Below are 21,540 nucleotides of genomic sequence, written 5' to 3'. Positions count from 1 at the left end.
AGGATGAAGGCCCGGCTGGTGGTCTCATGGTTCGAGACGGCGCTTCCGCGCCTCCTCACCATGAGGCTCTTTTATTTACGCCCCGATCGCGATTTTCGGCTCAGCGTCCGCGTTGGCGGCCATCTCGCGCAGCGCGCGCCGGTACTCGACCGGCATCACCTTGCGGAATTTGGGCAGCCAGTCCTTCCAGTTGGCGAGGATCTCGGCTGCGCGCCTGGAGCCGGTCGCCTTGGCGTGGCGCGTGATCAGGACGTGCAGGCGCTCGACGTCGGAGTCGAGCAGGTCCTTGAACACGTCGACCCGGCCGTGCGCCTCGAGGTCACCGGTGTGGTGATAGGTGCCGGCGTTGATCAGCTCTTCCGACAGCACCGGCTCGAGCTCGACCATTGCCATGTTGCACAGCCTGTCGAAGCCGCCGGTCTCGTCGAGCACATAGGCGATGCCGCCGGACATGCCGGCCGCGAAGTTGCGCCCGGTCTTGCCGAGCACGACCACGATGCCGCCGGTCATGTATTCGCAGCAATGATCGCCGGCGCCTTCGACGACCGCGACCGCACCCGAGTTGCGCACGGCGAAACGCTCGCCGGCGACGCCGCGGAAGTAGCACTCGCCCTGGATGGCGCCGTACATCACGGTGTTGCCGACGATGATGCTCTCTTCCGGCACGATGCCGCTGTTGGCGGGGGGCTTGACGATGATCTTGCCGCCCGAGAGGCCCTTGCCGACATAGTCGTTGGCCTCACCTTCGAGCTCGAAGGTGACGCCTTGCGCCAGCCATGCGCCGAACGCCTGGCCCGCGGTGCCCTTGAGCCCGACATGGATGGTGTCGTGCGGCAGGCCGGCATGGCCGTAGATCTTGGCGACCGCACCCGACAGCATCGCACCCGCGGAGCGGTTGGTGCTGTTGATCCTGGCCTCGATCTTCACCGGCGCGCCGCGGTCGAGGGCGGGCGTCGCCTTTTCGATCAGCGTGCGGTCGAGCACGGCTTCCAGATGATGGTTCTGGCGCTCGGAGTGATAGATCTTCTGGCCCTTCTCTTCCTTCTGCTTGACGAAGAGCTTCGAGAAATCGAGGCCCTTGGCCTTCCAGTGCGCGACCAGCCTGGTCTGGTCGAGCAGCTGAACCTGGCCGACCATCTCGTTGAAGGTCTTGAAGCCGAGCGAGGCCATGATCTCGCGGACTTCCTCCGCGACGAAGAAGAAGTAGTTGATCACGTGCTCGGGCTGGCCGGTGAAGCGCTTGCGCAGCACCGGGTCCTGGGTCGCGACGCCGACCGGGCAGGTGTTGAGATGGCACTTGCGCATCATGATGCAGCCGGCCGCGATCAGCGGCGCGGTGGCGAAGCCGAACTCGTCGGCGCCGAGAAGCGCGCCGATCACGACGTCACGGCCGGTGCGGAAGCCGCCGTCGACCTGGACCACGATGCGGCTGCGCAGCCGCTCGCGCACCAGCGTCTGGTGGGTCTCGGCGAGGCCGATCTCCCACGGCGAGCCGGCGTGCTTGATCGAGGTCAGCGGCGAAGCGCCGGTGCCGCCTTCGAAGCCCGCGATGGTGACATGGTCGGCGCGCGCCTTGGCGACGCCCGCGGCCACGGTACCGACGCCGATCTCGGAGACGAGCTTGACCGAGACGTCGCCCGTCGGGTTGACGTTCTTGAGGTCGTAGATGAGCTGCGCCAGATCCTCGATCGAGTAGATGTCGTGATGCGGCGGCGGCGAGATCAGGCCGACGCCCGGCGTCGAGTGCCGGACTTTTGCGATGGTCGCGTCGACCTTGTGGCCGGGCAACTGGCCGCCTTCGCCGGGCTTGGCACCCTGCGCCATCTTGATCTGCATCATGTCGGAGTTGACGAGATACTCCGTGGTGACGCCGAAGCGGCCCGAGGCGACCTGCTTGATCGCCGAGCGCATGGAATCGCCGTTCGGCATCGGCTTGAAGCGATCGGCCTCCTCGCCGCCTTCGCCGGTGTTCGACTTGCCGCCGATCCGGTTCATGGCGATCGCGAGCGTGGTGTGCGCTTCGCGCGAGATCGAGCCGAAGCTCATCGCACCGGTGGCGAAACGCTTGACGATGTCCTTGGCCGGCTCGACCTGGTCGAGCGGCACCGGCTTGCGCTTCTCTTCGTCCGCGTTCTTGATCCGGAACAGGCCGCGCAGCGTCAGCAGGCGCTCCGACTGCTCGTTGAGGATCTTTGCGAAGGCGCGATAGCGCTCCTGCGAGTTGCCGCGGGCGGCGTGCTGGAGCAGCCCCACGGACTCGGCGGTCCAGGCATGGTCCTCACCGCGGCTGCGATAGGCATATTCGCCGCCGACGTCGAGCGCGGTCTTGTAGACCTGAGCCTCGCCGAACGCGTCGGAATGACGGCGCACGGCTTCTTCCGCGATCTCGGCGAGACCCACGCCCTCGACGCGGGTGTGCGTGCCGGCGAAGAACTTTCCGACGAAGTCGGCCTTGAGGCCGACCGCGTCGAAGATCTGCGCGCCGCAATAGGACTGGTAGGTCGAGATGCCCATCTTGGACATCACCTTCAGAAGGCCCTTGCCGATCGACTTGATGTAGCGCTTGACGATCTCGTAGTCGTCGAGCGAGCCGGGCAGGCGGTCCTTCATCGCGATGATGGTCTCGAACGCGAGGTAAGGATTGATCGCCTCCGCGCCGTAGCCGGCGAGGCAGGCGAAGTGATGCACTTCGCGCGGCTCGCCGGATTCGACGACGAGGCCGACCGAGGTGCGCAGGCCGACGCGGATCAGATGATGATGCACGGCGGCGCAGGCGAGCAGTGCCGGGATCGGCACCCGGTCGGTGCCGACCATGCGGTCGGACAGGATGATGATGTTGACGCCCTCGCGCACCGCGCTTTCCGCACGGGCGCAAAGCTCGTCGAGCACCTGGTCCATGCCGGCCGCACCGAGGCCGGCGTGGAAGGTGGTGTCCAGCGTGCGCGACTTGAAGTGGGATTCGGCAACGTCGGAGATCGAGCGGATCTTTTCGAGATCCGCGTCGGTCAGGATCGGCTGGCGCGCTTCGAGGCGCTTGGTGGTGGCGAGGCCCTGCAGGTCAAACAGGTTCGGCCGCGGTCCGATGATGGAGACGAGGCTCATCACCAGCTCCTCGCGGATCGGATCGATCGGCGGGTTGGTGACCTGCGCGAAGTTCTGCTTGAAGTAGGTGAACAGCGGCTTGGCCTTGTCCGACAGCGCCGAGATCGGCGTGTCGTTGCCCATCGAGCCGGCGGCTTCCTCACCGGTGGAGGCCATCGGCGTCATCAGGATGGAGATGTCTTCCTGGCTGTAGCCGAACGCCTGCTGGCGATCGAGCAGCGACAGGTTGGAGCGCACGCCGGTGGTCGGCACCTTCGGCAGCTCTTCCAGCACGATCTGGGTCCGCTCCAGCCACTCCTTGTAGGGATGGCTGCGGGCGAGCTCGGCCTTGATCTCGTCGTCCGGGATCAGACGGCCCTGCTCGAGGTCGACCAGCAGCATCTTGCCGGGCTGCAAGCGCCACTTGGTGATGATCTGGTCCTCGGGGATCGTCAGCACGCCCATCTCGGACGCCATGACGATGCGGTCGTCCCTGGTCACGAGATAGCGCGCCGGCCGCAATCCGTTGCGGTCGAGCGTGGCGCCGATCTGGCGGCCGTCGGTGAAGGCGATCGCGGCGGGGCCGTCCCACGGCTCCATCAGCGCGGCATGGTATTCGTAGAAGGCGCGGCGCTTCTCATCCATCAGGGGATTGCCGGCCCACGCCTCCGGAATCATCATCATGACGGCGTGCGGCAGCGAGTAGCCGCCCTGCACCAGGAATTCGAGCGCGTTGTCGAAGCAGGCGGTGTCCGACTGTCCCTCATAGGAGATCGGCCAGAGCCGGTTGATGTCCTTGCCGTAGAGCTCGGAGCTCACCGAAGCCTGGCGCGCGGCCATCCAGTTGGTGTTGCCGCGCAGCGTGTTGATCTCGCCGTTATGCGCGATCATGCGGTAGGGGTGCGCCAGCGACCACGCCGGGAAGGTGTTGGTCGAGAAGCGCTGATGCACCAGCGCCAGCGCGCTCTCGAAGTCCGCCTCGTGCAAATCGGGATAGTACTTGCCGAGCTGGTCGGCGAGGAACATGCCCTTGTAGATCACGGTGCGGCAGGACATCGAGCAGGGGTAATAGCCCGCAAGGCCGCGGTCGCGGCGCTGGTAGATCGCCTGCGAGATCGACTTGCGCAGGATGTAGAGCCGGCGCTCGAATTCGTCTTCGGTCTTGGCGGTGCCGTTGCGGCCGATGAACACCTGCATGCAGGCGGGCTCGGTCGGCTTCACGGTGACGCCGAGCGAGGAATTGTCGGTCGGCACGTCGCGCCAGCCGAGCAGGGTCAGGCCCTCTTCCTTGATCTGGTCGGCGATGATGCTCTTGATGACGTTGCGCCAGGCGGTGTCGCGCGGCAGGAACAGCGCGCCGATGGCGTATTCACCGGGATTGGGCAGCGCGAAGCCGAGCTCCTTCGCCTTGCGGCTGAAGAAGGCGTGCGGGATCTGCACCAGGATGCCGGCACCGTCACCGGCGCGCGGGTCGGCGCCGACGGCGCCGCGATGCTCGAGATTGCAGAGGATGTTGAGCGCGTCCGCGACGATCTCGTGGGACTTCTTGCCCTTGATGTTGGCGATGAAGCCGACGCCGCAGGAATCCTTTTCCAGGCTCGGATCGTAAAGACCAACGGCCGGCGGGCGCGAATTGTGTTCCTGAATCGGATCGGTCGTTTTCGAGGCGACCGTCGCCGACAGCTCTTCTGCCACGATGTTTGCGCGCTCGAATTGCGACCCGTTCATTGTTCCAATCCTCTCCATGCGGCAAGCTGCCTCACCGCTCTCTTCGGCGCACCTTGGGCGTTCCGCGGCACCCGCCTCTGGGTCACCGCTCGTCCGTTGCGAGCCGCATTTTCTTAAATTCAGGCCTAGGCGTTCTTCGTCCCCGAGAACGGCTTTGCCTGGTACCTTGCCGGCGCTCGAAAGTGCCAGTTTTTGCTGCAATCCTTGTGCCGGAATCGCAAGCAAAATTGAGACAGTCTTCCTGTCCTAAACAACACCTTGCCAAATTTTTGTCTATCACACAAGCGCGCGGAAGTCCCGACTCCCGATATGTCAATCAATCGCTTTTCGAAAGTTGCGCGGCCCCGGTTTTGAAGCAAACGTGCCCTGATCCGGCCCTGCCGACGCCGAAATCCCGAATGAAGCTTCGGATCAGCCCTTCGAAAGGCGCGCCACGCCGCAAGAAGCGAAAGAGCGCGAGACGTTCGGGGCCTGACAGGAGCGTGTCGACCATGAAGTTTTTCACAGGATGTGTGGCTGCTGCCACGCTGGCGCTGGCCGCAACCGCGATGCCGGCGCCGGTTCTTGCACAAGTTCCCGCAGGCGGGGTCGTCGCGGTGTCCGATTTCGACGGTCCCTACGCACCGCCGGACGCCGCGCCGCCACCGCCGCCGCGTTACGGCCAAGGCTACGGTTACGGCTATGGCTACGAGGAGCGCGGCCCGGCCCCGGCGCTGCTGCCGTCGATCGAGGTCTACGCGGTGCTGCGCGAAAACGGCTTCTCGCCGCTCGGCATCCCGCGCCTGCGCGGCAGCGTCTACACCATCGCGGTGATCGACCGCCGCGGCGACGACGGCCGGCTCGTGATCGATGCCCGCGATGGCCGGATTATCCGTTTCATGCCGTCCGCCGATGCCTTCGGCATGGCGCCCTCTTATGAGGCGCCGGCGGTTGCACCTTACCGCCCGCAAAGCGCGCTGCCGCCGCCGACCATGGTCCGCAGCGGCCCGCCGCGTCCGCCGGCCGCGATCCCGCATGTGGCCAGCCGCACCGTGCCGCTGCCCAAGGCCGCCCCGCGGCGTGGCGAGGCGCCGGTTGTCGCGGCCAAGCCGGCCGAGCCCGCGACGCAGCAGGCGCAAGCACCACAGCAGCAGCAGCAGACCGCCGCCGTGCAGGCCAAGCCCCCTGAGGCAGCACCGCAAGCCGCCGCGCCAACCGTTGGCCAGGCCAAGCCGGCTCCGACCATCATGCCGACGCAGGATATGCCGGCGGCGCAGGGGCTGGATTAACGCTGCGAGCTTGACGCGCATTACACCCACGCTGTCGTCCCTGCGAACGCAGGGACCCATACCGCGTGGTCTGTCGGTGGGATGATGTGCGAGTACCGGACTGCTCATCTTCGCCAAACTTCTCCCTGTGGTTATGGGTCCCTGCGTTCGCAGGGACGACGGTGGGAGACAGTCGAGCAAAACAAAAGCGCCCGACACCTCGGGCGCTTTTGCATTGAGGCAATCTCCGCTCAGCTCCGCGGATACCCCGCGGCGTCCAGGATCAGATTCGCCACGTCCTTCGGATGCGACACCAGCGAGAGATGGCCGGCATCGAGCTCGACCGTGGTTGCGTTCATGCGCTTGGCGAGGAAGCGCTCGAAATCCGGATTGATGGTGCCGTCGTTCTTCGACACCGCGTACCAGCTCGGCTTGGAATGCCATGCTGCTTCAGTGGTGCGGCCGGCGAAGATCGAGGCTGCCGTCGGCCATTGCACCGCGTAGAGCTCCTTCGCGCGTTCCGGGGCGACGCCATTGGCGAAATACTTCAGGAAGGCGTCTTCCGACAGTTTTGTGTAGCCGTCGCGCTCGACGATGCCGGCGCGCACTGGCCCCGTCGGGAATTGCTTCGACAGGGCCACAAAATCCTCGTTCGCATCGGGCGCGCGGGCGGCGACATAGACGAGGCCGGTGACCTTCGGATCGTTGCCGACCTGGCTGATCACGGTGCCGCCCCAGGAATGCGCGACCAGCACGGTCGGTCCATCCTGCTCGGCCAGCGCGCGCTTGGTGGCCTCGACGGACTCCGCCAGCGACGACAGCGGATTCTGCACGGCGGTCACATGCAGGCCTGCGGCCTGGAGGATCGGGATCACCTCGGACCAGCTCGAGCCGTCGGCCCAGGCGCCGTGCACCAGCACGACGTTCTTCGCTTTCACCGTTTGCGGTGTCTGCGCGTGAGCGAGGCTGATGGGGGCCGCCAGCAGGCTCGCGGCGACGAAAAGGCTGCGCCAAAGTGACATGATCGTTCTCCGTCTTGTTTTGGGTTCGATGCCCAAAGGACGGAGCGTGAAGTCGCGGCGTTACGGTCCTCACCGTTCTGTGATGCGGTGCAAAACGAAAAAACGCCCCGGGGCACCGGGGCGTTTTCCCAACCTGGAAGTGGCGTGCGTGCTTAGGCGGCGACCGAGCTCTCGATCACCTGCGCCTTCGGCGCGCTGGTGTTGATCGCGATCTGGCGCGGCTTCTTGGCTTCGGGAATCTCGCGTACGAGGTCGACGTGAAGCAGCCCGTTCTCGAGCGAGGCGTCCTTCACCTGCACGAAGTCGGCAAGCTGGAAGGCGCGCTCGAAGGCACGCGCGGCGATGCCGCGGTAGAGCACTTCGGACTTCGAGTTCTCGTTGGCGACTTTCTCGCCCTTGATCGTCAGCGTGTTTTCCTTCGCGACGATGGAGAGCTCGTCCTTGGCGAAGCCCGAGACCGCAACGGTGATGCGGTAGGCGTTCTCGCCGGTACGCTCGATGTTGTAGGGGGGATAGCCGGGGCTGCCGTCCGAACCGGCCTGGTCGAGCAGGTTGAAGAGGCGGTCGAAGCCGACGGTGGAACGGTAGAACGGAGTGAGATCGTAGGTACGCATGGTCAAGTCCTCCATTGAGCGACTGTTGGTAACCCGCCCGCCAATCGGGCCGGGCTTTAGTCTGTGTGCAGCCTGATGTTCCGGTTCCGAAACACTGGTAGCGGCCTGCACGAAAATGATATGGGTGGAGCGAGACGGCGTTCAAGAGGGCGGCATTCGCGCCTTTTCGGCGCTTTAGCCCCTTGATTTGCAGTACTTCCCGCCCATGACGCTGGTCTCGATCCCGTCCAATCCCGTACCCGAAGACGTCGTCAGCGGCACCATCAAGACCCCCGATGGCGTCGAGCTGCGCTTTGCGCGCTGGGCGCCGCCGGCGAACCGCAAGGGCACGGTTTGCGTCTTCACCGGACGCAGCGAGCAGATCGAGAAATATTTCGAGACCGTGCGCGACCTGCGCGACCGCGGCTTTGCGGTGGCGATGATCGACTGGCGGGGGCAGGGCCACTCCTCGCGCCGCCTGCGCGATCCGCGCAAGGGCTATGTGCGCGACTTCTCCGATTTCGAGATCGACGTCGAGACCTTCGTGCAGCAGGTGGTGCTGCCGGATTGTCCGCCGCCGTTCTTCGCACTCGCGCACTCCATGGGCGGCACCGTGATGTTGCGGATCGCGCATGCCGGCAAGCGCTGGTTCGACCGCATGGTGCTGTCCGCGCCGATGATCGATCTGCCCGGCCGCGCCACCTCGTTTCCGGCGCGGATGCTGCTCAGGACGATGCGCCTGCTGGGGCAGGGCGGCCGCTATGTTCCCGGCGGCACTGACCGCATCACCGGGCTCAATCCCTTCATCAACAATCCCCTGACCAGCGATCCCGTGCGGTACGCGCGCAATGCTGCGATCCTGGAGGAGGATCCGACGCTCGGGCTCGCGTCACCGACGATCGCTTGGGCCGATACCGCCTTCCGCGCCATCAACACCTTCAAGGGCGTGAACTACCCCTCCGAGATCCGCCAGCCGATCCTGATGCTGGCGGCCTCCAGCGACACCGTGGTCTCGACCGCGGCGATCGAGGAGTTCGCCTATCATTTGCGTGCCGGCTCCCATCTCGTGATCGCCGGCGCCAAGCACGAGATCCTCCAGGAGCAGGACCGCTACCGCTCCCAGTTCTGGGCCGCCTTCGACGCCTTCGTGCCGGGCACGCCGCTGTTCAAGTGAGAGACGGTCTGCTCCCTCGCCCCGCTTGCGGGGAGAGGGTTGGGGTGAGGGGGAGTCTCTGCAGGGGCGGTGAGAGTCGGAACTCGCGGAGAGTCCCCCTCACCCGGAATCCGCGCTACGCGCGAATTCCGACCTCTCCCCGCAAGCGGGGAGAGGTAAGAAAGCAGCTCACAGCGTCTTCAGATACTCGATCAGCTCGTAGCGCTCGATGTCGTCCTTGAACACGCGGCCGATCACGCCGGGGCGTTTCGGTTCGCCTTCCTTGCGCTCGAAGGAATGGCCGAGCACGCTGTTGCCCTGCACCGGCTTGCCGTCGGAGCCGGTCATCGAGAACTGCGTTTCGCCCGTCTTGCAGCGCTCGTCGGCGGTGACCGCGAAGCCGACGGTCACGGGATCATAGTCGCGGCGGCCCATGCAGAATCTTTGCGGGCGTTCGTTCTGCGGCTTGAGCAGCCAGTAGAGCGAAGGCACCGAACCGTTGTGCAGATAGGGCGCGGTCGCCCAGATGCCGTTCAGCGGGCGCGCCCGGTAACGCGGATCGGGCGCCGGATTGAGACAGTTCTTGCGCGCCATGTTCCACAGCTTCGCCCGCTCGGCGTCCGGGACCTTCTCGTCGTCCATCCATTTGCGGGCGACGAGATCGACCACCGTCATGAGGCCGAGCGCGTAGACCATCTCGGTCGGCGAGCTCTTGGTCGGGATGTCGCATTGCCACCAGGTCTGGAGGTCCGCCGTATTCACCTTCAGGAAGCCGGGCACGTCGACGATCCTCTTGCTGAGCACGAGCGACTGTTCGGGATCCGTCTTGATCTCGTCGAGAGGGATCGTCACCGCGTTCAGGACCTTGCTGTCGCCGCTCGGCTCCCAATGTCCCGAGGACCAGAAGGCCTTGGTGTTGACGGCCGGCAAATGGCATCCAGAGCACATCTCGGCGTAGATCTTGCGGCCATTGTCGACCTTCTTCTGATCGATCCTCCATGCGTCGCCGAGGATCTGCGAGGGCCATTGCGGCGCCAGCAGGCCGCCGAATTTCGGATCGGCGGAGGGATCGGCCGGCTTGAACGGATCGGGACCCCTGAGCATGTCCTCGATCCAGCCGAGCGTCCGGATGTGAACCGTGGAGCGCCAGAGCCTGTCCTCCGGATAGGCGTCGGACAGGTTGAGCAGCGCGGTGACGCCGAGGGCTTCGCCGGCGTTGCGGATCAGCGGCTGCTCGATCGAGGCGTCATATTGGGCGAACTTGAACCACGGCACGGTCCAGATCGCGGGGAAGCTGACCGGCGCGTCCTGGGCGTGCAGGTTCTTCTCAAATCCCTTGACCCCGCTGAGCGCGAGATCCTGCGAGAACACCTGGTTGCCGATGCGGTTGAGGGCGTCGAGGCGGCCGAACCCTTCCTCGGTATCCTTCTGCTGCTTGCCGTCCCAGGTCTGCTTGTGCTCGATCGTCTCGTTGTACTTCTCCTGCCAGTCGATGAGGAATTTGCCGATCGCGCTGAGCTTCTGCTTGAGCGCGTCGCGGTCCGTCTTGCTGGCTTCGGGCCCGAGCACGCGATCGGCGAAGCGCTGGAAGCGGAACGGGACGTACAGCGTGTAGGCGATCGACAGGCCGGTGGAGAGCTCGAGCTTCTTCAGGTCGGTCATGGCCGGGCCGCCGTCGAAGCGGACGTCGATGCCCTGGTAATGGATCTGGCCGGTATGGCAGGCCGCGCAAGTCAGCCCGATCTTGTCCTGTTCGCGATGGCCCGTCGCGGGATCGACGACGCCGGTCATGCGCGCGAAGCCGACCGGCAGGCCGTCGACGTTCTCGGCGGGGGTCCACCTCGTCGACCAGTCCGGCACCTGTGTCGTCTCGTAGACATTGGCATAGCCGAAGCGGCGCAGCGTCGTCGCGTCGGTCTGGATCGATTGCGGGCTCGGGATGAAGCCGAAGCTCTCGAGATAGGCGCTGTCCTTCATCATGCCCGGCCGCGAGAACAGATGCAGGCGCGGCTGCTCCAGCGCCATGAACCACTCATAGGGCACCGGAAAGGTCGCGGTGCCCTGACTGGCATGGTGGAACCAGTGCCGGTCCTTCAGCGACCAGTTCTGCTCGAGCCAGAAGGCGGCCGTCGTCTCGGGGACCGTGGGCAAGGGCGGCGGCAGAAGATTCACGAGGATCCCCTTCTGCGGCAGCATGGCGCGGACCTGGTTGGGGAATTCGGAGACCGCGACGAGGGCGACAAGGCCGAGGGCGATCAGCAGCGCCGCAAGCTTGAGGGCGCCCCGCACCACGCGCTGGCAGGTCGACAGCACCGGCTGCGACACGACCCGCTGGTTGATGCGAGCAGGAAACTGGCGCTCGTTGAACAGCGTGCGCACGTCGGCGATGGCGAGATAGCGGTTCTCGCCCTCGCCCTTGCCCATGATCTTCAGCAGGATGGGCCATTCGAATTGCATCAATATCGGGTAATACCAGCGCACGGCGCTCCCGGCGCGCTTGAGGTTGTCGCGCATGTAGGTCTGTATTTCCGACGCGTTGATGCCGGGCTCGGTGCCGCCGCCGTTCGGATCGGAATAGGCCCTGCCGAAGCTGGCCAGGCGGGCGATCTGGTCCTCATCGACCTTGCCGTCGACGCTGAGGATGCGCGAACCGGCGCCGTGCTTGTCCAGGGGGCCGCCGCGCAGGGCATCGAGCTGTGCGCCCGAAAACATGCTCTTCAGCATGTGACCGAAGCCGTTGGCGATGAGCGCGATGCCGCGGGTCTCGACGCGGGCCACCGTCTTCATCAGCCCCTTGTCGCCGCTGGCATTCGCGATCGTCTCCGATAGCTTGCCGATCGGGACGGTGCCGCCGTCGACAAAACCTTCGCCGACGAGGCCGCGCAGGAAGGGGCAGGGATTGTCTGGCGAGACCTGGATCGAGGGATCGAAGGGGGGCTTCGAGGCGGGGTCGTTCATGGCCCAAATTCCTGAAAACAGCGAATCGTGAAATGCAGACGCGCCGATCAAGCGCGGAAAGTCCTAACAAACCGACAGCAGGTTATACTACTTCAGCGTGTAGCGAAGTGTGGCCGAATTCACTGTCGTGTCAATAAAAGCCGGTGCGACGTTGCCAGCAGGACTGAGAAGAACCTTTGAGGGCCGGCGGCCCCCGTCAGGACTCGGCGGCGCGTTTGACGTCGCTCTGGACCAGGGTCAGCTTGCCCAGCGGCACGCCCGCATTCAGGAGCCCCTCGCGGTAATGGGCGAGGTCCTCGGGCCGCTTCCAGTGGAAATTGCGCAAGTGACGGTCGACATTCAGGGTCGGGTAGTTGCGCATGAGCACGCCGGCGGCCTCGGCCGCCTCGTCGTCCCGGCGCAACTGTGCCAGCGCCGCGGCGCGGATCGCCAGCGCCTGCATGTGGTTCGGGTTGATGTAGAGCTGCTCGCGGGCCCAGGATAAGGTCGCGTCGTATTGCCTCAGCAGATAATGGCTGAAGGCGTTCAGCGCGGCCCATTGGTAGCGCGGGTCGCTGTTGTCGCGCTGCGAGGCCATCGAGAACATCTCGATCGCCTCGCGGTGCTCGCCGGTGACGAAATGGCAGATGCCGAGCACGCCGCGCGCGCCCATGTCGTAGGGGTTGAGCGCGACGGCGCGCTTGGCGGCGTCCATCGCGGCCTCGTAGTGCCCCTCCATCGCATGCGCCCAGGACAGGATCGAGAACGCGAAAGAGGAGCGCGGGTCGAGCCGGACGCTGGTCTCGGCGAGGTTCATCGCCTCGGCCCACATCTCGCGCGTGCCCTTGACCCATCCGAACTGGATGCTCTGGATCTGGATCGTGGCAAGATAGGCGTGCGCGATCGACAGCTTGGGATCGAGCCTGATGGCTTCCCGGAACAGGTCTACGGCGGTGGCCAAATCCTCCTTGGTCTGCCGGTAGTAGTGCGACAGCCCCTTGAGGAAGCGGTCCCAGGCGCTGACGTCGGTGGAGAGCCGCGCCGGCGCAGAGGCCTCGGCACGGACGATCTCGGTGGCGATGGCGGCGGACAAATTGGTGGTGATCTCGTCCTGCATCGCGAACAGGTCGCCGATGTCGCGGTCGTAGCGCCCGGTCCAGAGCTGCTCGCCGGTCTCCGGCGCGATCAGCTCGGCGGTGACGCGGATCTTGGCTCCGGCGCGCCGCACCGATCCCTGGATCAGATAGGTGGCATCGATCTCGCGCGCGATCAGGCGCGTGCTGACATTGTTGCCCTTGAAGGCGAAGGTCGAGTTGCGGCTCAGCACGCGATAGAAGGATTGCAGCGACAGCGCGTGGATCAGATCCTCGGTGAGACCGTCGGAGAAATATTCGTCCTGGGCGTCGCTGAGATTGGCGAAGGGAAGCACACCGACGATCGCCGTGCGGTACTGCTGCGACAGGGCCGAGGCCTCCCTCAGCTCGGGCGCGAGCGCCGGCGCGCCCTCGGGCGTCCAGGTCCAGACCCCGACCGCATCCTTGATGTTCTTGAAGCGATGGTTGCCGGCATCGACCAGCGGCACGGTCAGGTGCTTGCTCGCCTCCCGGTAGGCCTTGGCCGAGATGGCGAAGCCGCCGGGGCTTGCCACGGATTCGAGGCGGACGGCAATGTTGACATCGTCACCGAATACCTCGTCCTCGTCGGCGATGACGTCGCCCATGTGGATGCCGAGGCGAAACTGCATGGCGCGCTCGGCAGGCAGGTGATGGTTGCGCTCCGCCATCAGCGTCTGCATCGCGATCGCAGCCTCGGCGGCGCCGACGATGCTCGCGAACTCGAGCAGGAAGCCGTCGCCGGTGTTTTTGACGACGCGGCCGCCGTGGTTGAGGATGATGGGATGGATCGCGCTGCGATGGGCCTTGAAGGCGGCATGGGTGCCGGCCTCGTCGCTGCCCATCATGCGCGAATAGCCGGCGACATCGGCGCAGACGATGGCGGCCAGGCGTCTTTCCATATCCCGGAGCTCCAAGGGATCGATGACCGGCCACGGCGTGGCAGTCGCCTCGAATCCCGCATTTCAAGAACCCTGCCTTTATAAAGCAGATGAGGCCGAGCGAAAGTATGATCCGCATTGCAAATTCTAGGTAAATTCTCTGCAATCCTGGCGGTGGACGGCGGCGGCCGAACCGAATAAGCCTGCCTTTCAGGGCTGACGGGGACACCTCGCATGCTGGGCATTCACGGAATCTGGCTCTTCATTCTGTCGGGCATACTGCTCAACATCACGCCGGGGCCTGACACGGTCTATGTGATCGGGCGCAGCATGCAGATGGGCTGGCGAGGCGGCGCCGCAGCGGCGCTCGGCATCAGTTGCGGCTGCTTTTTCCACGTCGCGGGCGCGGCGATCGGCCTTTCGGCCCTGCTGATGGCCTCATCGACCGCCTTCTCGATCCTGAAGCTGGTCGGCGCCGCCTATCTGGTTGTGACAGGACTTCAGATGCTGTGGTCACGCCCGGTGCTGGCCTCAGCCATCGACGAGCCGGCGCGGAGCTCGCTGCGGCGGGTTTTCCTCCAGGGCGTCTTCACCAACGCGCTCAATCCCAAGGTCGCGCTGTTCTTCCTGGCCTTCCTGCCGCAATTCGTCGCAGCCGATTCAGCACAGAAGCCGCTCGCCTTCCTGACGCTCGGCCTGATCTTCATCTCTACGGGGACGCTGTGGTGCCTGGTGCTGGCGGCGTTCGCAGCCAGGGCCGCGCACCGCCTGCGGCGCTCCGAGGGCGCGATCGCCTGGGTCAACCGCGCACTCGGCGGCCTCTTCGTCTATCTCGGCATCCGCGTCGCCATGCTGGAGACGCGGTAACTCGTTCGAACGAATGATGGGTGCGTAGGGTGGTTAGCTTCGTAGGGTGGATTAGCGAAGCGTAATCCACCACTGTTTGTCTCCGCGGAAACCAAAGAAGTGGGTTACGCCAAGGGACTGCGCTTCGCGCAGCCCGGGGCTAACCCACCCTACAATCTGCGCTTACGCGAATTCCTTCAGCAGCGCGCTGCCGGCGAGATAGAGGCCGAGCAGGATCATCGCGATCAGGAACCAGCGGCGAAACGCTTCCGCCGGCATCCGCGCCCGCACCGACTGGCCGATGAACATGCCGGCAAAGGCCATGGCCATGCCCACGGCGCCCGGCACGGCATTGGCCGGTGTCAGCAATCCGCCGGCGGTCAGGTTGAAGGCGAGCGCCAGGGTGGCCGTCGTGAAGAAGACGCCGAGCGCCTGCACCAGCTCGTCCTTCTCCATGCCGATCGCCTGCATGAACGGCATCGACGGGATCACCTGCACGCCGGTCGAGGCCGAGATCATGCCGGTGACCACACCGACCACGCCGCCGACCCATTTCTCGTTTGGCGGCGAGACGTGGAACTTGAACTTGCTCAGCCCGATGATGGCGTAGATCACCAGGAGGATTCCGAGCACGATCGTGCCGTAGCGCGCGTGCGGGCCGGTCAGCGCGCCGGCGTTGAGCCAGCATCCGATCACGGTGCCGATCATCAGCGGCCACAGCCGCCTCAGGATGTCGCGCAGATAGGGGCCGGCGAAGGTCTGCCAGATGTTGGTGACGATGGCGGGCACGATGACGATGGCGATCGCGCGGCTGGGCGCCATGCTCACCGCGAGCAGGCCCATGGACACGGTCGGCAGGCCGAGTCCGACCACGCCCTTGACGAATCCGGCGATCAGGAAGACGGCGGCGATGAGGATGAGCAGCGGGTCGATCATATCTCGCACATTGACCGAAGCCGCGCGCGAGCACAATCTGGAGGTTACGGAGAAAGCCTTCGTCAGATACGAAGGCTGCGGAGACCTGCCATGCGCTTCGACCTCGTCGACCTCCAGCTCTTCATCGCCGTCGCCGACCAGCGCAGCATCACCCGCGGCGCGGAACGGTCGCATTTGGCCCTGGCCTCGGCCAGCGCGCGCATCAAAGGGCTCGAGGACGCGCTCGGCGTCGCGCTGCTCAAGCGCGGGCGGCGCGGCGTGGAGTTGACCGCGGCGGGTGAGAGCCTGCTCGACCATGCGAGGGTCGTCATTCACCAGATCGACGCCATGCGCGGCGATCTCGCCGGCTTTGCCAGCGGCGTGCGCGCGAGCGTGCATTTTCTCGTCAACACGTCGGGGCTGTCGGAGCATCTGCCGAAGGCGCTGGCGGGCTTCCTGCGCGAGCATCGCGACGTCGCCATCGACATCGAGGAGCGCGAGAGCACAGATATTGCAGCCGCGATCACCGCCGGTGCCGCCGATCTCGGCTTCGCCGCCGAACACGCGCTGCCCGACCATATCGAGCGCTTCGTCTTCAGCGAGGATCACCTGACATTGGTGACGTCGCGGCGCGGCCCGTTCGCGGGCCGCCGCCAGATCGATTTTCAGGAGACGGGCGCTTGCGACTTCGTCGGGCTCACCAGCGCCACCGCACTCCAGATGCACATTTCAAAGCACGCCGCCCGGCTCGGCATGCGTCCGCATTACCGTGCGCGCCTGCGCGACTTCGACGCGATCTGCCAGATGGTCGCCGCCGACGTCGGCATCGCCCTGGTCCCGATCTCCGCCGCCCGCCGCTGCGCCAAGCTGATGCCGCTCGCCACGGTCCGCCTGCGCGATGCCTGGGCCAACCGCAAGCTCGTGATCTGCGCACGCAGCTTCAAGGCACTGCCGCGGCCGGCCAAGATGCTGGTGGAGCATTTGCGAGCGGAGGCGGTGTGAGCAAGCGAGTTGACGTGGGCCGACGCTGCAGCTGCGCACTCAACTGCGCTCCCTCCCCCCTTGCGGGGGAGGGCGGGGGAGAGGGGTAGCCCAGCAAAAGGTGTGATTGTTGCGAAGAACAGAGATCGACGGAGTCCCCGTGTGACCCCCTCTCCCTAGCCCTCCCCCGCAAGGGGGGGAGGGGACGCAGGAGTGCTCTTGGCGACGTCCGCCCTCTAATTTGCGCGCTACTTCGCCGTCTCGACCCCAGCGTCCTTGATCACCTTCGCCCACTTCTTCGTCTCGTCCGCGATGAACGCGCGAAAATGCTCCGGCTCGTCACCGATCAGCGTCGCGCCTTGCGCGGCGAGCTTTTCTTTCACCGCGGGATCCGCCATCGCCTTGGTGGTGAGGCCATGCAGCGCGGTGACGATCTCCTTCGGCGTGCCCTTCGGCGCCACCATGCCGTACCAGTTCTCGACGCGCAGGTCGGGAAAACCCGCTTCCGAAAGCGTGGGGACGTCAGGCGCGGTCGGTGCGCGCTCGGCCGAGCCGACCGCGATCGGCCGCAGGGCGCCGGCCTTGACTTGCGGCAGCAGCACAGGGAGATCCAGGAACGTCATCTGCACCTGCTGGCCAAGCAGATCGTTCACCGCAGGCGCAGCGCCGCGATAGGGCACGTGCACGATGTCGATCTTGGCCGTGAGCTTGAACAATTCGCCGGCGAGATGCGGCAGGCTGCCGGGGCCGGAGGAGGCGAAGTTGAGTTTTCCCGGCTGCGCCTTGGCCAGCGCGATCAGCTCGCCGATGCTTTTAGCCTCCACATTGGTGGCGACGACGAGCATTTCCGGCACGGTCGCAACCAGCGTCACCGGCGTGAGATCGCTCGAGGTGTCGTAGGCGACCCGCTCCATGCTCGGGCTGATCGCGAGCGCGCCGGCGTTGGAGATGGCGATGGTGTAGCCGTCAGGCGGCGCCTTCGAGACCGCGTCGGTACCGAGCACGCCGCCCTGGCCGCCGCGATTGTCGATCAACACCGGCTGCCCTGACAGCTCCGACATGCGCTGGCCGATCACGCGGGCGATGATGTCGTTGGGCCCGCCGGCCGGGAACGGCACGATCAGCTTGATCGGCTTTGTCGGAAAATTCTGGGCGAAGGCGAGCGTTGGAAACAGCAACAGGATGGCGAGGAGGAGCTTAGGCCAGTTTTTCATGCAGGCTCCTTGGGGCGCCTATGCGTTGAGCAGTTTCAGTGCTTCTTCGTGTACGCGCGGATCGCCGGCCGCGATGATGCGGCCGCCGCCTTGCGCGGGCTTGCCTTCCCAGGTGGTGACGACGCCGCCGGCGCCGGTCACGATCGGGATCAGCGCCGCGATATCGTAAGGCTTCAGCTCGGTCTCGACCACGAGATCGACGTGACCGGCCGCAAGCATGCAATAGGAGTAGCAGTCGCCGCCATAGCGCGACAGCCGCGCGCCGGTTTCGATGCGGCCGAAAATGGCGCGGTCGCGCTCGTTCATCAACAGCGGGCTGGTGGTGTAGGTCGTCGCCTCCGAGAGCGAGGCACAGCGGCGGACCTGGAGCCGGCGCTCGCCGGAGGGGCCTTTGTAATTCGCCGAGCCGTTATCGCCGGAAAAGCGCTCGCCGATGAAGGGCTGGTGCATCATGCCGTACACCGGCGAACCCTTGTGCAGCAGCGCGATCAGCGTGCCCCAGATCGGAAAGCCGCCGATGAAGGATTTCGTGCCGTCGATGGGGTCGAGCACCCAGACATAGTCGGCGTCCTCGCGCTCATTGCCGAATTCCTCGCCGACGATGCCGTGCTGGGGGAAGCTGGCCTTGATCAGCCGCCGCATCACCGCCTCGGCGGCACGGTCGGCCTCCGTCACGGGGTCGAAATCCCTGGCCTTGCCCTTGTCGTCGATCGACAGCGAGGTGCGGAAGAGCGGCAGGATGGTTTCGCCGGACGCGGTGGCGAGCCGTCCGATGAAGGCGGAGAAGTCGATCACCGTCACGGCGTATCCTCAAAGCGAAAGGCGGATGAAGCTCGCTCCTGCCTAACCCAATTCGTCCCTCGCGTGCAGCGCTGTCTTGATTTGCACCCTGGTATTTTGAATGCCGAAGTCGGCTGCCCCATCCCAGTCATCTGCTGGCCAAATATCGATCACAGAGTTGAAAACTTAGTTCCGAACATGCCTTGTTCGTATGCAAATGACAATCAACCCATTGAATTTCCTTATCAAAGAAACTGAATCCGGGTTTCTTTATAAGCAACTGAGCCATGTCTGTTTTGCATGGGAAACCGCTCAAAAGCCCTTGCACTTTGTGCGGCGCGGCCGCATATTGTTGCGGTGCGGTAGCGCTTTGCGTTACCGCTGCCCTCCTTGGGCGTTTCCTCCCTAGACTTGGGCCGCTTCTTCATCAGAAGCGGCCCTTTTTTCTTGGCGCCTCTGTTTTCATTTTGGCGCGCGCTGGGACGCGAAGCGAAAACGCGTTCGCGCCAATCGCAGACGACACGAGCGTTCGAAGAAAAGCTTCCGTCTATTCCGCCGCGGCCTGGAACGGGCCGAGATCGCCGAACGGGATCGTGGTCGCCAGCACGTCGGCGAGCACACCGAAGTCGCTTGCCACTTGCGCAAAGCGCGGACCGCGCTCGCGCCGCCGCTCGTCCATGTAGATCGCGCGGTTGAGCTCGAGCTGCACGGCGTGCAGCCCGCTTGCCGGGTTGCCGTAATGCTCGGTGATGAAGCCGCCGGCATAGGGCTTGTTGCGGCCGATCGAATAGCCGAGCCCCGTCATGGTCTCCTCGACCCTGTCGGGGAGGAGCGGCGTGCAGCTCGTGCCGTAGCGGTCGCCGATCACGACATCGGGCCGTCGTGGCTCGTCTCTGCTGACGCCGACCGAGGGCATCGAGTGGCAGTCGACCAGCACCACGGTGCCGAACATCTGGTGCACCTTGTTGATCAACCGGCGCAGCGCGCGATGATAGGGCTTGTAGAGCGTCTCGATCCGCGCCAGCGCATCGTCGACCAGGATGCGGTCGCGGTAGATCTCCTGGCCATCGCCGACCACGCGCGGAATGGTGCCGAGGCCGCCGGCGACCCGCATCGAGCGGGTGTTGGCAAAGCTCGGCAGGCGCCCGGTGAACATGCGGGGATCGAGCTCATAGGGCTCGCGATTGACGTCGACATAGGAGCGGGGAAAGTTGACCCGCACGGTCGGAAAGCCGCGCTCGCTCAGATGGCCGATCAGCTCGTCCATGAAGGAATCTTCGGACCGCCGCAGCTGCGGCAGGTCGATCCGCGAGGCCGCCAGAAATTCGTCCGGATAGGTCGAGCCGGAATGGGGCGAGTTGAAGATAACCGGCGCGCGCCATTGCGCGGGCTCCACGATCTCGAACGCTGGCGACACCTCGCCGTCAAACCGGGTCATCTTCTCAGGCTTCGTCCCTTACTCTCAGGCTTCATCCCTCGGCGCCGCAGGGATCCGGCATGGGCTCCGGATCGAATGATTCGGCCGATCGAGCGGCTCTTATGTGTCCTCATTGTCCGGAATCGCAACCATTCTGCCAAGCGAAAAGATGTGATCGTCGCTGGAACATGTCTTAACCCTGCGGGCAGGGAGGCGGGGACACGCCCGTTCGGCTCGATTGATTCGATCCGCATTCGGGTTCACAAGAGTGCAGGAGCGCGGCCCTCCCGGGGTAAAGATTTTCACCACAAATTTACCCTCTGTCGGGCTTAGTGACCTCTGCTGATAATCCTCTGGGGATTCGACGTTTCCTGCCATGCCAAAGATCCTGCTCGCCGAAGACGACAACGACATGCGCCGTTTCCTGGTGAAGGCGCTGGAAAACGCCGGTTTTCAGGTCTCGTCCCACGATAACGGCATGGCCGCCTATCAGCGGTTGCGTGAAGAGCCGTTCGAGATGCTGCTGACCGACATCGTGATGCCGGAAATGGACGGCATCGAGCTCGCCCGCCGGGCTTCGGAACTCGACCCCGACATCAAGATCATGTTCATCACCGGCTTCGCCGCGGTCGCCCTGAACTCGGATTCGGACGCCCCCAAGAACGCCAAGGTGCTGTCCAAGCCCGTGCACCTGCGCGAATTGGTCAGCGAAGTGAACAAGATGCTGGCGGCCTAAATCGGCCCCCTTCGGTCCTTGCACCGGCTCCCCTGAGCCGTTATAGGGACCCGACCCGATACGACATCTAGGGCGCGTAGCTCAGCGGGAGAGCACTACCTTGACATGGTAGGGGTCACAGGTTCGATCCCTGTCGCGCCCACCATCCTTCGCTCGCGATAGCCGAGTGAAGGATGCCACGCCGAAGCCCAACGGGCGCAGGCGGGCTGCCGCCGCGAGCTTCGGCTGGGCAGGCCCAAACAATCCGACATTGCGAAGCGTGCGTGTAGCCCGGATGGAGCGAAGCGCAATCCGGGGTGTATCCTCTCGGACGCTGTCCCGGATTACGCTGCACTCCATCCAGGCTCCGATACTCGATCCCGGCTATTTCAGTTCCGTGTTCGCGACCGGCAGGACGGAGGCGACGGACCAGCCGTTCGCATCCCGCACGTAGGTCTGGCTGATCAGAAACGTATTTTGCTGGGGTGGCTTGCCGGGAAGGCCGCGCGTGAAGACGATGGGAACGAGGACCTGCATGACCTCGTTCGAGATCACGGCGACGTGGAATTTCGACATGTCGGGTTCGAGGTGCCAGGTGCCCTCGTAATAGCCCCTGAAGCGGTCGGCGACCGCATCGCGACCTCTGGTTTCGATGCCTCTCGCGAACAAGAGCGTGCCCGGCGAATTCCACAGCATGGCTTTCACATCGTCCGCGTTGTGCGCATTCTGCGCGGCAATGAACTTCTCGAAGATGGTTCGCGCCTCCGCATCATCTGCCGCGGCCAGCACAGGTCCGGGTGACCAGGCCGTCGCCGAGAGAAACAGTGCTGCGGTCACCGTCGCAGCACGAGGGCCTTGTGCAAATCGTCGTAGCCTGATGGAGCCTCGAGACAGCTTGGAAGGGGGCATGTTCATCTC

At 65.0% G+C, this 21,540-nt stretch carries 16 protein-coding genes and 1 tRNA gene; 6 read left to right on the top strand and 11 right to left on the bottom strand.

Translation table 11 applies throughout. The features are described 5' to 3' along the window. Nucleotides 1-75 precede the first annotated feature (75 nt). Both gltB and NLM15_RS40030 read right to left on the bottom strand, forming a co-directional pair. Nucleotides 76-4,809 (bottom strand): glutamate synthase large subunit, encoded by a 4,734-nt coding sequence (gene gltB, locus NLM15_RS40035; RefSeq protein ID WP_254123451.1) that lies wholly within the window; start codon nucleotides 4,807-4,809, stop codon nucleotides 76-78. Between the two features lie 316 nt (nucleotides 4,810-5,125). Further along, nucleotides 5,126-5,302, bottom strand: coding sequence for a hypothetical protein (locus NLM15_RS40030; protein ID WP_254123450.1), 177 nt, complete (start codon nucleotides 5,300-5,302; stop codon nucleotides 5,126-5,128). Here NLM15_RS40030 and NLM15_RS40025 point away from each other — a divergent pair. Further along, nucleotides 5,301-6,077 (top strand): hypothetical protein, encoded by a 777-nt coding sequence (locus NLM15_RS40025; RefSeq protein WP_254123449.1) that lies wholly within the window; start codon nucleotides 5,301-5,303, stop codon nucleotides 6,075-6,077. The two genes, NLM15_RS40030 and NLM15_RS40025, sit on opposite strands and share 2 nt — an antisense overlap. A 230-nt stretch (nucleotides 6,078-6,307) precedes the next feature. Here NLM15_RS40025 and NLM15_RS40020 read toward each other — a convergent pair whose 3' ends face one another. Next, a complete protein-coding gene (locus NLM15_RS40020) occupies nucleotides 6,308-7,078 on the bottom strand; it encodes an alpha/beta fold hydrolase (RefSeq protein WP_254123448.1) in 771 nt (256 codons plus the stop codon). A gap of 152 nt (nucleotides 7,079-7,230) precedes the next feature. Continuing rightward, nucleotides 7,231-7,692 (bottom strand): Hsp20 family protein, encoded by a 462-nt coding sequence (locus NLM15_RS40015; RefSeq protein WP_254123447.1) that lies wholly within the window; start codon nucleotides 7,690-7,692, stop codon nucleotides 7,231-7,233. 205 nt (nucleotides 7,693-7,897) lie between these two features. On the opposite strand from NLM15_RS40015, the gene NLM15_RS40010 reads away from it, so the two are divergent. Continuing rightward, nucleotides 7,898-8,845 carry an alpha/beta fold hydrolase gene (locus tag NLM15_RS40010; RefSeq protein WP_254123446.1) on the top strand — a complete coding sequence of 316 codons (948 nt, stop codon included), beginning with the start codon at nucleotides 7,898-7,900 and terminating at the stop codon, nucleotides 8,843-8,845. A gap of 168 nt (nucleotides 8,846-9,013) precedes the next feature. Here NLM15_RS40010 and NLM15_RS40005 read toward each other — a convergent pair whose 3' ends face one another. After that, complete coding sequence (locus NLM15_RS40005) at nucleotides 9,014-11,782, bottom strand: di-heme-cytochrome C peroxidase (RefSeq protein WP_254123445.1); 2,769 nt, start codon at nucleotides 11,780-11,782, stop codon at nucleotides 9,014-9,016. A 196-nt stretch (nucleotides 11,783-11,978) separates the two neighbouring features. Then, entirely contained in the window at nucleotides 11,979-13,775 is a 1,797-nt protein-coding gene (locus NLM15_RS40000; protein ID WP_254123444.1) for an adenylate/guanylate cyclase domain-containing protein, read from the bottom strand. A gap of 213 nt (nucleotides 13,776-13,988) precedes the next feature. Here NLM15_RS40000 and NLM15_RS39995 point away from each other — a divergent pair, with 213 nt between their 5' ends. Continuing rightward, on the top strand, nucleotides 13,989-14,621 hold the full coding sequence (locus tag NLM15_RS39995; protein WP_254123443.1) for a LysE family translocator: 633 nt from the start codon (nucleotides 13,989-13,991) through the stop codon (nucleotides 14,619-14,621). 162 nt (nucleotides 14,622-14,783) lie between these two features. On the opposite strand, the gene NLM15_RS39990 is transcribed toward NLM15_RS39995, so the two are convergent. Next, a complete protein-coding gene (locus tag NLM15_RS39990) occupies nucleotides 14,784-15,536 on the bottom strand; it encodes a sulfite exporter TauE/SafE family protein (RefSeq protein WP_254123442.1) in 753 nt (250 codons plus the stop codon). A gap of 90 nt (nucleotides 15,537-15,626) precedes the next feature. On the opposite strand from NLM15_RS39990, the gene NLM15_RS39985 reads away from it, so the two are divergent. Then, entirely contained in the window at nucleotides 15,627-16,517 is an 891-nt protein-coding gene (locus tag NLM15_RS39985; RefSeq protein ID WP_254123441.1) for a LysR substrate-binding domain-containing protein, read from the top strand. A 227-nt stretch (nucleotides 16,518-16,744) separates the two neighbouring features. Here NLM15_RS39985 and NLM15_RS39980 read toward each other — a convergent pair whose 3' ends face one another. The 3 genes from NLM15_RS39980 to NLM15_RS39970 all read right to left on the bottom strand — a co-directional run bounded on the left by NLM15_RS39980 (nucleotide 16,745) and on the right by NLM15_RS39970 (nucleotide 19,928). Then, complete coding sequence (locus tag NLM15_RS39980; protein ID WP_254123440.1) at nucleotides 16,745-17,710, bottom strand: tripartite tricarboxylate transporter substrate binding protein; 966 nt, start codon at nucleotides 17,708-17,710, stop codon at nucleotides 16,745-16,747. An 18-nt stretch (nucleotides 17,711-17,728) separates the two neighbouring features. Beyond that, nucleotides 17,729-18,511 carry a histidinol-phosphatase gene (hisN, locus tag NLM15_RS39975; protein ID WP_254123439.1) on the bottom strand — a complete coding sequence of 261 codons (783 nt, stop codon included), beginning with the start codon at nucleotides 18,509-18,511 and terminating at the stop codon, nucleotides 17,729-17,731. A gap of 526 nt (nucleotides 18,512-19,037) precedes the next feature. After that, on the bottom strand, nucleotides 19,038-19,928 hold the full coding sequence (locus NLM15_RS39970; RefSeq protein ID WP_254123438.1) for an N-formylglutamate amidohydrolase: 891 nt from the start codon (nucleotides 19,926-19,928) through the stop codon (nucleotides 19,038-19,040). Between the two features lie 355 nt (nucleotides 19,929-20,283). Here NLM15_RS39970 and cpdR point away from each other — a divergent pair, with 355 nt between their 5' ends. Together cpdR and NLM15_RS39960 are read left to right on the top strand one after the other, a co-directional pair. Beyond that, nucleotides 20,284-20,643 carry a cell cycle two-component system response regulator CpdR gene (cpdR, locus tag NLM15_RS39965; protein WP_007597092.1) on the top strand — a complete coding sequence of 120 codons (360 nt, stop codon included), beginning with the start codon at nucleotides 20,284-20,286 and terminating at the stop codon, nucleotides 20,641-20,643. Between the two features lie 70 nt (nucleotides 20,644-20,713). After that, nucleotides 20,714-20,788, top strand: a tRNA-Val gene (locus NLM15_RS39960). A 218-nt stretch (nucleotides 20,789-21,006) separates the two neighbouring features. Here NLM15_RS39960 and NLM15_RS39955 read toward each other — a convergent pair. Next, nucleotides 21,007-21,459 (bottom strand): DUF4440 domain-containing protein, encoded by a 453-nt coding sequence (locus NLM15_RS39955; protein WP_254123437.1) that lies wholly within the window; start codon nucleotides 21,457-21,459, stop codon nucleotides 21,007-21,009. Nucleotides 21,460-21,540 lie beyond the last annotated feature (81 nt).

This window comes from Bradyrhizobium sp. CCGB20 (genome assembly GCF_024199855.1).
Taxonomy (GTDB): Bacteria; Pseudomonadota; Alphaproteobacteria; order Rhizobiales; family Xanthobacteraceae; genus Bradyrhizobium.
This window is presented reverse-complemented; position numbering and strand designations above follow the sequence as displayed.